Below are 13,735 nucleotides of genomic sequence, written 5' to 3' on the forward strand. Positions count from 1 at the left end.
GGCTGTGAGGCGTGCGATGGACTTCGATGGAACTGGCGGCTCTGGCCACACGTGCTGTGCCCGGGCTTTCGCCGACCGGTGTAGCTGATGCGGCAGATGATGCCCGCGACTTCACCTCTGCCGTCGTGGTCGACGCCGAGGGCAACCGCTGGCGCGTGCGCGCACCTCAGCATGCCCAGGCCGCGATGCGGCTGGAGACCGAGGTGCAGGTGCTGCGTGGTTTCTCCACCGGCATCCGCGCGGAGCTGCCCTTCCGCGTGCCCTCGGTAGCCGGTGCCACCCGGGTGGAGGAGATGCGAGTCTTCGTGTACAACCACCTGCCTGGCGCCTCGCTGCCTATGACGGAGCTGACGGAACAGTCCGCCGAGCTCATCGATGACCTAGGGCGCACTGTTGCGGCCATCCATGACCTCACCGAGACTGTGGTGGATCACGCGGACTTACCGCGCTACACCGCCGAACGGATCCGGCAGCGCAGGCTCAATGAGCTGGACGCCGCTGCCTCTACCGGCAAGATTCCGGCGCTTCTCCTGCGGCGTTGGGAGCACGCCATGGAGGAGAAGGATCTGTGGAGCTTCACCCCTGTGGTGGTCCACGGGGATCTGCACGAGGACAACCTGCTGGTCGAAGGCCACCGTGTGGTGGCGGTGACCGGCTGGACCGACCTGCATGTAGGCGACCCGGCCGATGATCTGGCCTGGCTGATCGCCTCCCCGGATCAGAACTTCGCCGACGCAGTCGTGGCCGGCTATCAGGCGCACCGCCGCGATAAGTCCGATGAGCATATTCTGCGCCGAGCGGCACTCTCAGCGGAGTTCTCGCTGGCCCAGTGGCTGGTTCGCGGCGAGAGCGAAAACAACGAGCAGATGGTCCAGGAAGCTCAGGGGCTGCTGACTCAGCTGGCCACTGACATCGAGACCTACGGCGGCAGGGAGATCTCCTTGACTCCGCCCGAGGGCGAAGAGATCCGTCAGCCAGCCGAGGTACAGCATTCCAAGCCCGTCACCCGGGCCGGAGCGGCTGCCACCGTGGCCAGCTGGGGCGAACCTGAGGATGACGGTGAGCCTGCGGTCATCACTGACGCCTCCGCTCAGGACACCGACGACGAGGCGGCATTCAGCGCCGATGAGGAGCCCACCGGCAAGGTTCCGCCGCTGCGCCCGCGGCCAGCTGCATCACCCAATCCGGCCCCCGCAGTTGCCTTCGATGAGGATCCGCCCACTGATCAGATCCCCGCATATGTGGAGGATGACTGGGAGGATGAGGAGATCACCGGCACGCTGCCGGCGATCGGTTCGGCTCCCACTACTGGCTCATTGCCTATCCAGCCTGATGCGGCCTCGGAGAAACGCGCCAAGCAGAAGAACTACTTCCCGGTGTCTGCTTCCTCGGCGGCCTCTGCCGGGTCTGCTGCCTCAGCCCGCTCCGCCGGTTCTGCGCGTTCAGCTGGCTCTGCCCGATCAGCCGGCACTGCGGGTTCAGCAGTGTCAGCCAGCTCCGCCTCAAGCAGCGCCTCGGCCGTGTCGGCTCACAGCCCTGCTGAGGCCGCCGCTGAACCCAGTGGCACAGACGAGGCGGCGTCGTCCTCCATCTATGAGCGCCACCCCGGCCTGAAGCCTCCCGGCGCCTAAACCACCCCGCGGTGTTCCAGGCGACGACGCCTGCCTGCGCGGTGCTGCAGTTTTTCTTCAGACCATCTCTGGGGCGGGAATGTTCGCCCTGACCGAAGGGTTGCGTGTGCCATGATCGAGAAGTCGCCTACTAGGCAGATGTCCCGCAAGCAGATCGCTTTAGCGATTGTGGCACTGTCCATAGGTGGTTTCGCCGTCGGTGTGACTGAGTTTGCCATTATGGGCCTGCAGCGCGAAGCGGTGGCAGACCTGGGGATTTCCATCGGCGAGGGCGGCACCTTGGTGGCCATGTATGCCATTGGTGTGGTGGTCGGCGCTCCAGTGCTTTCCTTGATGGGCGCCAAGCGGGAACGCAAACAGTATGCGCTGATCTTGCTGGCGCTGTTCATCGGGGCTCATATTTTCAGTTTCTTTGCCCCCAATTATGAGCTGATGCTGCTAGGACGGTTCCTTTCCGGACTACCGCACGGCGCCTATTTCGCCACCGCTGCGCTCATGGCCGCACAGATGGCCGGACCTGCAAAGCGTGCCCGAGCCATCTCTGTGGTCCTAGGCGGAATCAGCATCGCCAATGTGGCCGGCGTCCCACTGGTGACCTGGATCGGTCAGCAGTTCGGCTGGCGCTGGATGTATATGATCGTGGCCCTGCTGGCCATCATCACGATGGTTGCGGTGGCGACCTACGCCCCGCGGCAGCAGCCCCCGGCGGGGGCGACTGTCCGCGCTGAGATCGCAGGGCTGAAGAACCAGCGGCTCTGGGTCGGCATCGTGATGGGCGTCATCGGGTTCTCCGGCATGTTCGCCCTCTATGCCTATATCTCGCACGTCTCGGTGGAGGTCACCGGCTTCCCGGATGAGCGTCTGCCCTGGGTGGTCTTCCTCTTCGGCTTCGGCGGTGTCATCGGTAATTTCGTGGGCGGCTACCTCACGGACAAGTCCGTGCTGTGGACCGTCCTGGCAGCTATGGTCTCGGTGGCGGTGTTGATGTTCTGCTTCGCCACGACCGCCCACTTGCCCATCCCGATGCTCATTTTCCTGTTCTTAGTGGGCATTGCCGCCAGTACGCTGGGCCCCTCGATGCAGATGCATCTGATTGATACTGCTCCTGATGCACCACAGCTGGCGGCCAGCTTCCACCATTCTGCGTTCAATGCCGCCAATGCGCTGGGGGCGATTATGGGTGGGATAGTGATCGACGCCGGCTGGGGTCTGCGTGCCCCCACATATGTGGGCGCTGCGGCGGCCCTCCTGGGCGCTGTGATCTGCGTCTATGCCATCTGGCTGACCCGTCGGACCGGCGCCAAGATCTGACTCTGAAGTTCTGTTCGGTCTCGGGAATGATCTGCCCCCGGGGTGGTGTTGTGCCACGAGTCCGCCGCTGAGAAGGTCTCAGGTTTCACCCAGACTCGGGTTCTTATACTCCCTGCGCATGTGCAATGTTGCCCGGACACAAGACTGACTAATTCCGTACGTCACTGACAGGTACTGATACGACATGGCTACTCACACTGCCGAAATTCCTGTGCGCACAGAGCAGCGTTCTCCCGCTGAGCACGACCATCACACCCATTACGCCCCGGTCAGCGGACCGTTGGCCACGGTGACCGCTGCCATCCCAGTGGTACCCACTCACGGGCGGCCCAATATGACCCGCAGCCAGGTGGCTTTGGCGATCCTTGCGCTGTCTATCGGCGGATTCGCCATCGGAGTGACCGAGTTCGCGATCATGGGCCTGCAGCTGGAGGCTATTGCTGATCTCGGCGTCACCGAAGCCCAGGGCGGCACGCTGGTGGCGATGTACGCCTTCGGTGTGGTGGTAGGTGCCCCGATTCTGTCCCTGCTGGGCGCCAAGCGCGAACGGCGCAGTTACGGCCTGTTCCTGCTTGCCCTGTTCATCGCAGCCCATATCTTCAGTTTCTTCGCACCCACCTACGAAACCATGCTGATCGGACGATTCCTCTCCGGTATGCCCCATGGTGCGTATTTCGCCTGCGCTGCACTGATGGCGGCCCATATGGCAGGACCGGGCAAGCGTGCCCGCGCCATTGCGGTGGTGCTCTCCGGTATTGCCATCGCCAATGTGGCAGGTGTACCGGTGGTGACCTGGGTGGGTCAGGAGTTCGGTTGGCGCTGGATGTACATGATCGCTGCCGCTCTGGCCCTGGTGACCTGGTTTGCTGTGGCGACCTTCGCTCCACGTATGGAGGCCCCTGAGGGCGCTTCAGTACGCAGTGAGATCCGTGGTGCGCTGACCTGGCGGCTATGGGTCGGAGTCATCCTGGCGGTCTTCGGCTTCTGCGGAATGTTCGCCGTCTACTCCTACATCTCCCATATCACCGTCCGACTGGCTGGTATTGATGCCCAATACCTGCCCTATGTGGTGGCGATCTTCGGCTTGGGCATGGTGATCGGGAACTTCATCGGCGGCTACTTCACCGATAAGTCGGTCCTGGGTACTGTGCTGGGTGCTGCTCTTGCGGTGGCTGTGCTGATGCTGGCCTTCAGCGCGTTCGCCCACATCTGGTGGCTGATGCCGATCCTGCTGTTCCTCTCCGGGTTGGCTGCCAGCAGCTTGGGCCCGGCTATGCAGACTCACCTGATCGATATGGCCCCGAATGCACCGCAGCTGGCAGCCAGTTTCCAGCACGCGGCATTTAACGGCTCCAATGCCATCGGCGCATTGCTGGGTGGCTGGGTGATCGCCGCAGGCTGGGGTCTTCGTGCCCCCTCCATGGTGGGTGCTGCTGCTGCAGTCCTCGGGGTGCTCATCACGCTGTATGCGATGTACCTCAACCGCCGCCATGGCGAGCCGGCCACCAGCTAGGCCCGCGCTCTATCCCAGTTTCTGGCGGGCCTGAAGCAGCAGGGCCAGCAGCTGCGGCAGCTGTTCCTGAAGCTGGTCCACAGTGGGTACGAGCCCGGGTTCTCCTGCCACGCAGATCAGTTCCATATAAACCTGCCCGGTGTGGTCGGTCACGGCCCGGCCACGTACTCGGGTGATCTGATCGGTGAGCTTGACGGCGAACTCTGCTGCCTCGAGCCGGTCGGGCGCAGTGGCCGACTCGCTGATGGCCTCCTCGCTGGGGGTCAGGTCGATGACCCCCAGCATATGCACCCGCTGTGGCACCACGGAGGCCGTATTGCGGATGATCACTCGCGGCTGATCCCCCGGCTGAATCTCCAGGTCGTTGTATTCACGCACCTGATAGTTCAGCCCGTAGGCCGTCAGCACCCGGGTGTAGTTCTCAAGCCATTGCTGGTGGATATCCTGTGCAGCCATGGGTTCCAACCTATCGCGCACTGCGCGGCTGAGCAGCGTTGGTGTGGCCCGCATTTTTCTGCCCGCCAGCGGAACCGATGGTCTGGCTGAAGATCGCCTCGAGGTCTTCTCTGCTGTCACGGAAGGTGATTCCGCGTGCTGCCAGCTCAGGGCTGGGGTAGGTCACAAGTCGCCGGGCCGGATCCTCCTCCTCCAGGTAGTACAGCGACACCTCTACTTGGTCTCGTGCGACACCGAAGATGGTGGTGAAGGCATGTTTATACACCGCCAGCTGGATGAGCTTATGCTCCAGATCCTTGTCTCCGCGCGGAGCACGCCCGGTCTTCCAGTCCACTAGGTGCCAGCTGCATTCCTGCATGAGTGCGTTGCGTTCTGCGGTGGGGCGACCGTACCAGTCCTTGCGATCATTGACAGTCAGTTCCCGACCATCTGCTGCCAGCCCGAAGATCGCGTCGATCTGTCCGCGGATGGTCCGCCCGGCCAAGGGCACCGCAAAGGAGAGCTCAACATCAAAGGCGTTGCGCTCAGCCCAGGGGTTCGATGACGCAGCGAAGAGTTCACGCAGTCTGTCCAGCTCGAAGGTTTGCACCAGGGAGTCATCCAGGCCAAGGTCTTCGAACCCCGGCAGTGTCTTCTCAGTGCTGCCGAATCGTTCCTCCAGCCAGGCGTGCACTGCGGTTCCGCGGCGCAGCGCGGTTTTTGGCTCCTGCGGGATGGGGCGGCGCAGCTGCCGACTGATGCGTTCGGGATTCTCCGCCAGTCCCACAAGATGGGTGGCGGTCAGCTGTGATGCGGTCAGTTCATCTGAGGGTGCTGCGGCCATGCGGCGTCGGCCCAGGATGAAGTCAGCCTCTTGTTTCCAGAGGCTGATCTGTTCTTGAACCGCAGAGGACGACGGCGCGGGCTTCTCTGGCTCTCCGTTTCCGTGGAGGCCGGCGGTGACCAGCTCAGCAGCCTGCCGGATGACGGCGCTGGGAGGCTGCTGGTGAGTCGGCTCTGCAACAGCGGGCTGCCTGGGCTGAACCACTTCCCCTTCCTCGTCGCGGATCTCCCGGTCGATGCGGGGGCCATCCAGATGCTCATAGGGCCAGGTCGCCACATAGTAGGTATGGGCGGCGTCGTTACTTTCCTGCGCTTGAGCGGCTTCAATCTGTTGCTGCAGTTGCTGTTGCAGCCCTAGGGATTCGGCGGCTTCTAGCAAGTAGCGGGAAGGCTCACGCGGTGACTTATTAGTGCTGACGAACCGCGCCCCGGTGAGGATGAGCTCATCCTCAGCACGAGTCACCGCCACATAGGCCAAGCGCCGCTCCTCTTCTTCGCGAAAGGCCCGCAATGCCAGCGGATAGGGCTGACCTTGGATGATGTCTTCGTCCTTGGATGCGGTGGCTGATTTTGCCCAAGCCTTCCAGTCGCCCTGCTCCAGTGCCCGCCATTGCGGGAGGCTGTCGCTGTCTCCGCGCATGGGTGAGGGAAGCGCCCCGTCGTCGCTGGTCCAACGGTCAGAGATATCTGCCGGATTGGGCAGAGTGCCTTCCTGCAGGCCCATGACCGCCACGATGTTCCACTCCAGGCCCTTGGAGGCGTGGATGGTCATCAGCTGAACGGCATGCGGGTTCGGTTCCACTTCGGCGAGCTTCAGTCCCTTTTCGTGGTCCTGAGCGGCGTCGAGCCAGGCAAGGAAAGCGCTGAGGCTGCTGCTCTGGTGTTCTGACTCGAATTGTTGGGCATAGTCGATAAGCATCCGCAGCTGGTGGTCTGCACTGGAGCGACCTGCTGTCTTCACCGCCAGTTCAGTGTTCAGCCCGGTGGCTGCAATGATCTGTTCGATGGCTTGGGAGGGCCTGGCCGCGCCGTCGTGTCCCAGCCCGTCAAGAATGGGAACGAAGGACTGCAGCCTGGTGACGGCGGCATCGCTGAGTCCATCCTGATGGGCACGTCCTGGGTGGGCGGCGTAGTGCCTGACGGCATCCAGCAGGGTGGCGTGTTCGGCCTGTTCGGCTTTGCTGCCGCGCAGCCTGCGGTTTTTCCCCGAGACGTATTGGCCCAGCAGGTAGAGGTCCCGGACTCCGAGACGGAACTGGGCGCCAGCCAGCAGCCGGATAGTGGAGTCTGAGCGGGCGGGGTCGGCCAAGATCTGCAGATAGGCCAGGATCTCGCGGACTTCCGGGGTGCTCAGCAGCCCGGCCAGGCCGACGAATTCATGAGGAATGCCCCGGGCATGCAGTTCAGCAGCCAGCGGTGTGAGCAGGCTGCGTTTGGTGGCCAGTACTGCAGAGGTCAGGCTGCGGCGGCCTGTCTGGGAACCTGCTTCACGGATATCTCCACCGAGTCTGCGGTAGGCGGCTTCAAGTTCATCAGCCAGGGTCTGTGCTTCTGCCTGAGCGTCAGCACACCACCGCAGTGTCACTCTCTCTGTGGTGCCCCGGGCGGCGGGGCCCGGCCGCAGCTGAACACCCTGGGCCTGTAGCCGCCGCAGTTCAGCGTCCCAGCGGGCGTGGGCCTCGGGGTCGTTGTGTTCTGTGGCCTGCTGAAGGGCACGCTGGGCGTCGTCAATGGCTTCAGCGGTGATCTCGCGCAGCTGCGCTTTCATGCCGCGGTGCCAGTCCTGGGTCATCCGAGGCGGTTCGGCGGTGCCGCTGGGATCCCAGGTAAAGGGGGTGATCAGCTGGTTGGCTACGGCAAGGATGCGGGGCTTATTGCGCCAGGCCACGGTGAGCAGCCGCCGGTTGGCCTGCTCTCCGCTGACGGTGCGGAACTTCCGTGGGAAGACAAAGAGCTGTCCGGCCGAGGCACCGCGGAAACCGTAGATGGACTGGTTGGGATCCCCCACGGCTGTGACCGAGTGTCCACCACTGTAGAGGTGCCGGAAGATCTCCAGCTGCGCATGGGAGGTGTCCTGGAATTCATCAAGCAGCACCACCTTGTACTGCTCGCGTTCAGCGCGCTGGACTTCAGCCTGCTGTGCGATACGTTCACCCATCACCAGCAGGTCCCCGAAGTCCAGGTAGTTGTGCTGGACCTTCAGCGCCTGGAATCGGGCGGTGAGCTGGGCGACGGCGACGCGGAATCTCACGGTCTCAGCCAGCGCCTGGATGTACTGGGGTTTGGAAGGCATCGGCCCGTAGGCGGCTTCGCTGCTGCGCAGGAACTCGGCGATCCACTCGATGACCTCCTGCGGGGACTTCAGGTGCTCAGAGAGCTGGGAATCCATAGTGAGGACATCGGCGGCCAGCGAAGAGGAGGTCTCCCCGCTGCGCAACAGCCATTCCACCAGTTCAGCGTCTTCCGAATCGCTCTGTGCAGGATCCTGCACAGGGTCCTGCTGGGGGTCCGGGGTGAGGCCCTCGATCATGTCTCGAGCCAGCTGATAGGCGTGGGCTTCGCTGAGCTGCACCGCTTCAGGCTCAACACCGATATGGACTCCATATTTGCGCACCAAGGTGTTGGCGTAGGAATGGTAGGTGGAGACCGCCGGTGTGAGCAGGTCTTCCAAGCCGGCGCGGGAGGCGTTCTTCCGGCGTTCCTCGGCGTCCTCGGCGGGGTAGGCCGAGCCACTGAGAATCTCTTCTACGGAGATGACGTCCTTCTCCACCAGCTGCATTAATTGTGCTGTGACGCGGGATTTCAGCTCACCGGCGGCTTTATTGGTGAAGGTCACACCGAGAATCTGATCCGGGCGCACCACCAGGTTGGCCACCAGGTAGACCACGCGGTCGGCCATGGTCTGCGTCTTGCCAGAACCAGCTCCGGCAATCACCAGCATGGGGTCCAGGCCCCCGCGGACAACACCCTGGTCATCAAGCTTTCCTCCGCGAATGACTTTGATCTGTTCAGGGGTGGGTGGGAAGGTTCCGAGTTTCTCTGCCAGTGCTTCTGGGCTGATGAGTTCGGGGAAGTCTGTGCTCATGGTTCTCTCCTCCACTGCCGCTGGACTGGGGAGCTGTTGTCTTCGCACAGCGGGCACAGCGGTCCGACGTAGCAGCTGCTTCCTATTCCGGTTCCCGGTGCGTGGGTGGCCTCGTACTGCGGGTGCAGCATTTTTGCTGCGGCCCGGCGGAGATGGTTCATGGGCCAGCTGTCCTGCCACCAGTCCGGACCTGCACCTTGCGGCGGGCGCAGCGCTTCCTGTGGTTGGACTGGGTCTTTGGCACGTGCCCCGGTCTTGGTGCGGCGCAGCTGCAGCAGAGCGGCTCCGGCACTTGCCGCGAGGTCCAGGGTTTCGCCCTCCAGCTGGGCGGGGTCGATGATCTTGCGCTGCAGCGCTGTGCGTTCGGCTTCGGTGAGACTCGGCTCGTTCAGCTGCTCCGTGATGCGTTCATTGCGCCGGGCGATGGCTTCGGTGACGGCACCCGAGGCGATCATCAGCTGGTAGACCCCGATCTGCGGGTACTCGTCCCACACGTCCTCGTCCTTGGGCGGATTCTTGGTGGTTTTCAGGTCCACCACGTACAGCCCCTGGGGTGCGTCCTTGCTGGCTGGCAGCTCGATCCGGTCGGCCGTGCCGGAGACCACGGCTTTTCGCCTGGCTGGTACCGGACTGCCTGGGGGCAGGTAGTCATTGAGGTCTAAGTCGAATTCCTGGCGCAGGTGAAGTTCTTCAACCCAGCGTCGCCGCTTCCTGCTCTGCAAGCTCTGGTAGTACCGACCGAGGCAGCGGACCAGTTCCACGGTTTCGGCTTTCTCCCGTTCGCTGGACCAGGTTCTGGTGGTGACAAATTCGGGCCATTTCTCTTCCAGCACCGCCAGCAGGACGTCCTCTTCGGCGTCGGGATGGGGTTCGTGCAGCTCATCATGGATGAAGGTGCCCAGTTCTGTGGCGAAGGGCCGGGGCCGGTCTCCCCCGGCCTGACTGGTGAACCACTGCAGAGGCTGCTCTTGTGCGGTGCCGACGGCGGAGGGCGAGATGGACAACGGCGCGTCCTCAGCCAGAATCGGATCTGTGCTGCTCAACGCCGCTGCACCCCACCACTGCTCAGGATGGGCACCTGGTACCCCGGCGGCGGCCAGCTCCGCCAGTTGGGCCGCCGCTGCCGCGACGAGCTCCTGCTGGGGTTGTTCCCGGCGCAGCTGTGTTTCAAGGGTGGTCCGCAGCTCAGCAACCAGTGCGCGGTCCTGGATGAGCCGTGGAATCTGGTGGACCGGCTGTCGTTTCAGGGTTTTTCCGCCCGGGCCCTGCTGCGTGGCTGGATGGTGCAGGTTGTACAGCGAGCTGGGCACCTCGCCGTCGCCCTGGACGGCCACCAGCACCAGCCGATCACTGGCCCGTGAGGCCGCAGAAGCGAAGACCCGGTATTCATCCATCAGGGATTCCTGACGCTTGGCCATCAGATCCAGCAGCGGTTGACCGGCACCGGCTTCTTTCACGGCGATCAGGTCTGAGGCCCCCAGCAGCTCCCCCTGGGGCCGGACTTTGGGCCATTCTCCGTCCTGCAGGTCAGAGAGGATGACGGTGTGGAATTCTTGTCCCGCCGCCGCTGCCGGGGTGAGAATCTCGACGCCGCCTTCTGCGGTGCCGGTATCCACCAGCCCGTCCATGGGTAAGTCCAGTTCCTCCACATAGTCGACAAATTCGGCGGCATCGCTTCCGCTCTCGGTCCCCAGGAACCGTCGAGCGACCTGGAAGAGCCCCATGACGGCATCCAGGCGACGGTGTGCCCGGTCGGATCCGGTCCCGGCGCTGAGGGCGGTCTCCTGCCAGGCTTCAGCGACCGCCGAGGCGTCCCAGGCTGCCCACAGCACGGACTCTGCGCTGCTGCGCTGAGGGTCTGCTTGGGCGGCGGTGGCGGCACGCACCATCTGGCGCAGCACCAGCAGCGGCCGCAGGATCTCCGACTCTGCCCCGTTGCGCTGATCCAAAGCATCCAGAACCTGCTCGAGCAGCGGGTGGTCACGGACTGCATGGATCAGCAGCAGGTCTGAGGTGCTGTAGGGGACGGCCGGATCCTTGTCAGCGGGCATCGGCAGTTCCAGGTTTTCAGTGGCATTCTGGTCACGGTAAGCGCGGATGAGCAGCTGCCGGATAGTGCGGATCTGCTGGGCATCGGCTCCGGTGTAGACGCTTCCAAGCAGATCGAGGATGTCTTGCAGCTGCAGCAGCTGCGGGGATGTCTCGGCGGCTGCGGTCTGAGCCTCTCGGGCCGGCACGTCACCGTCAGGTGATCCCGCCGGCTCTGCAGCGTGGGCGGCTGCTGCGGCGTGTTCCATGATCCGCAGCAGTGGCCATACTGCGTCTTCCTCGTGCAGCACCAGTTCGCTGACCGAGCGCTGGACCTGTACTCCGTGGGCGGCGAAGAGCCGGCCCAGCCGGGTAATGCGCTCACCATTACGGACCACGACGGCGATTCTGCCCCACGGTACGCCTTCGAACCGCGCCTGAAGTACCTGCTGCAGGATGAACTGATCGGCCAGGTGGTGGCTGCTGAGAACTTCGGAGCTGACGCTGCTGGTGCGCTGAGGAGTATCCGCTGGCATTGCCTGGGCCACGTCCGCCTCAGTTGCTTCTGGTTCTGGCAGACCCTGGGGACGGCGCAGCAGAGTGGCCACCGCACCGATGCGTTCAACAGTTCTGAAATAGAAGGCCAGGGTCTCCCCACAGAGCCGGTAGGAGACGGGAAGGCTCAACACCTGCGGCTGCCGACCCGGTACGGATGCGGACCCGGAAGCGAGTTCAGCGGCCATGCTGCCGGTCATATCCGGGCTGGTGGCATCGCGTGCCGTCACTGTCCAGTTGGCGAGCTTGTCAGGACGTGCACCGCGGAAACCTTGGACGGCGGCGTCGGGATTGCCGAAGGCGATGACTTTCTGCCCCATTCCCAGCGCGCGCAGCAGCCTGAATACACCGGGGGTGGCTTCCTGGATGTCATCTACCAGAATCAGGTCCAGGCGGGAGCGTAGGACATCGTCCAGCCGCGGGCCGTTTCCATCGGCAGTGCGGCCGGTGAGCATCTGCTCGGCTTCGGCCACCAAGGCTGAGGGATCGAAGACCCCGGGCATATCGTTTTCGAGTCTGGAGGAGTAGGCCCCCAAGAGTTCACCGAGTGCATGCCATTCTGGCCGGTTGACTCCTGCGAGGGGTCCATCTGGGCTGTGCGCTTTCAGCTCTGCGGCGCTGACCTGGTATTCACGGCAGCGGTCGAAGAAGTCTCGAATCTGTTTGCGCAGTGATTTAGGGGCTTCGAAGGCACCTTGGAGCCGGTGCCAGGGGGAGTTCTCATCCTCAGCCTGATCAGCGAATTTCTGCAGCTCCTCACCGATGACTTTGTCCTGTTCAGCGCCTGCCAGCAGCCGGGGGCTCAGTGGTGCTCCCGGGACCCCGAACTCTCGGGCCTGGTTCAGTATCCAGAAGGCGAAGGCGGAGAACGAGCGAGAGGGTTGAGCGGTGAAATGTCCGTGTTCTGCTGCCGCCGAGGCCAGGGCACGTTCAATCCGGCTGCGCAGGGTGGCCGCCGCGGAGCGGCTGGGCGATAGGATCAGCAGCCGCGACGCGTCATTTCCAGCAGTGATGAAATCCACCGCGAGCCGCACTGTCAGCGCCGTTTTGCCGCTGCCGGGTGCCCCGTAGACAAGCGTGGGTCCGACGTCGTCGTTGAGCAGTTCCAGCACCCGCCGCTGATATGCGTCCCATTCCACGCCCAGCGCGGGCTCCTGGTGCTGCGGAGAATTCGACATGCAGATCAGACTACTAAGCGCCACTGACATCCCTGACGGCACACACTGCTTGTGCAGCTCATCTGTGTCAGTGGCGGGCGGTAATGTGACGGGCATGGAAATTCCCCCACTATTCGAGATGCCGGTCAGCGCAGAGTCCTGGCACACCCGCCGTCGGGTGGGCTTCGATCTTGAAACCACGTCCCGGTTTCCCAGTGAGGCCCGGATCGTCTCTGCTGCCCTGGTGGTCTTCGATCCGGCCGAAGGGGATGCCCCTCGGGTTCGTGAATGGTTAGTGGATCCGGGCGTGGAGATCCCTGCGGAGACCACCGCGATTCATGGGATCAGCACCGAATATGCCCGGTCTGAGGGCCAGCAGGCAGCAGAGGCCATCCGGCAGATTGTGGTGGAGCTGACTAAGGAGTTCGAGGCCGGATCCGCCATCGTCATCATGAACGCTCCATATGACCTCACGGTGCTGCGCCACGAGGCTGAGCGGTACGGGGTGGGCTTTCCTGAACCGCATCCGGTGATCGACCCGCTGGTCATTGATAAGCAGGTCGATAAATACCGGCGGGGCAAGCGCCGGTTGGGGGATCTGTGCGGGGTCTACGGGGTGCTCCTTAATGAGGCCCACTCGGCGGCTCCGGATGCCCAGGCCGGTGTGGAGGTGGCCTGCTGTCTGGCGGAGAAGTACCCGCAACTGCAGATCCCGGCAGAGGAGCTTCATGAGCTGCAGGTGCAGTGGAAAGCTGAGCAGGCTGCAGACTTCCAAGAGTTCCTTCGCCGGACCAAACCCGACGCCGTCATAGATCCGGCCTGGCCGATTGTCCCAGCTTTCGTTTCCGGGGCCTGAACTCTGCTTTCTGGGGTGGGTTCTCCTGAGTCTGCAGCGGGAATGAAACATCACCGACTCACATGAGCCCTAGACTGAGGCCTTATGAACCGCACCCCGCATTACAACCCGGAGGAAGAGCCCACCCCGGAGATTCCGCGCAATAGGCGCGGTGGCCTGCCGGTGTGGATCGTGCTGGTGTGCCTGGCATTATTCGCTTTGGGCTTCTGGCTCTTCCGCCAGTGGCGGGGCCAGTACGTGGATTATTCGGGGACCTTCAGCTTCGTTGAGGTTTCGCCGCTGCTGCAGCTGGGCTCGCTATTGGGCTGATGAGCGAAGAAC

The 13,735-nt window shown here is 63.5% G+C and carries 8 protein-coding genes; 5 read left to right on the forward strand and 3 right to left on the reverse strand.

Going from position 1 to position 13,735, the window contains the following annotated elements; genetic code table 11:
* Nucleotides 1–11 precede the first annotated feature (11 nt).
* The 3 genes from ABEA23_RS00985 to ABEA23_RS00995 all read left to right on the forward strand — a co-directional run bounded on the left by ABEA23_RS00985 (nt 12) and on the right by ABEA23_RS00995 (nt 4,455).
* A complete protein-coding gene (locus ABEA23_RS00985; RefSeq protein ID WP_345476263.1) occupies nt 12–1,631 on the forward strand; it encodes a phosphotransferase in 1,620 nt (539 codons plus the stop codon).
* A 111-nt stretch (nt 1,632–1,742) separates the two neighbouring features.
* The gene (locus ABEA23_RS00990) at nt 1,743–2,942 is read left to right on the forward strand and encodes an MFS transporter (RefSeq protein ID WP_345476264.1); all 1,200 of its coding nucleotides are present in this window, start codon (nt 1,743–1,745) and stop codon (nt 2,940–2,942) included.
* Nucleotides 2,943–3,126: 184 nt separating this feature from the next.
* Complete coding sequence (locus tag ABEA23_RS00995) at nt 3,127–4,455, forward strand: MFS transporter (protein ID WP_345476265.1); 1,329 nt, start codon at nt 3,127–3,129, stop codon at nt 4,453–4,455.
* A gap of 9 nt (nt 4,456–4,464) precedes the next feature.
* On the opposite strand, the gene ABEA23_RS01000 is transcribed toward ABEA23_RS00995, so the two are convergent.
* Genes ABEA23_RS01000 through ABEA23_RS01010 form a run of 3 tightly spaced genes read right to left on the reverse strand, consistent with a single transcriptional unit; the run spans nt 4,465 to nt 12,579 of the window.
* A complete protein-coding gene (locus ABEA23_RS01000) occupies nt 4,465–4,911 on the reverse strand; it encodes a hypothetical protein (RefSeq protein WP_345476266.1) in 447 nt (148 codons plus the stop codon).
* Between the two features lie 10 nt (nt 4,912–4,921).
* The gene (locus tag ABEA23_RS01005; RefSeq protein WP_345476267.1) at nt 4,922–8,818 is read right to left on the reverse strand and encodes an ATP-dependent helicase; all 3,897 of its coding nucleotides are present in this window, start codon (nt 8,816–8,818) and stop codon (nt 4,922–4,924) included.
* Nucleotides 8,815–12,579 carry a UvrD-helicase domain-containing protein gene (locus tag ABEA23_RS01010; RefSeq protein WP_345476268.1) on the reverse strand — a complete coding sequence of 1,255 codons (3,765 nt, stop codon included), beginning with the start codon at nt 12,577–12,579 and terminating at the stop codon, nt 8,815–8,817. The genes ABEA23_RS01005 and ABEA23_RS01010 overlap by 4 nt, the downstream gene beginning before the upstream one ends.
* A gap of 94 nt (nt 12,580–12,673) precedes the next feature.
* On the opposite strand from ABEA23_RS01010, the gene ABEA23_RS01015 reads away from it, so the two are divergent.
* Together ABEA23_RS01015 and ABEA23_RS01020 are read left to right on the forward strand one after the other, a co-directional pair.
* The gene (locus ABEA23_RS01015; RefSeq protein WP_345476269.1) at nt 12,674–13,414 is read left to right on the forward strand and encodes a 3'-5' exonuclease; all 741 of its coding nucleotides are present in this window, start codon (nt 12,674–12,676) and stop codon (nt 13,412–13,414) included.
* Nucleotides 13,415–13,498: 84 nt separating this feature from the next.
* The gene (locus tag ABEA23_RS01020) at nt 13,499–13,723 is read left to right on the forward strand and encodes a hypothetical protein (RefSeq protein ID WP_345476270.1); all 225 of its coding nucleotides are present in this window, start codon (nt 13,499–13,501) and stop codon (nt 13,721–13,723) included.
* Nucleotides 13,724–13,735: the final 12 nt, after the last annotated feature.

The organism is Nesterenkonia rhizosphaerae, assembly GCF_039544555.1.
Classification (GTDB): domain Bacteria; phylum Actinomycetota; class Actinomycetes; order Actinomycetales; family Micrococcaceae; genus Nesterenkonia; species Nesterenkonia rhizosphaerae.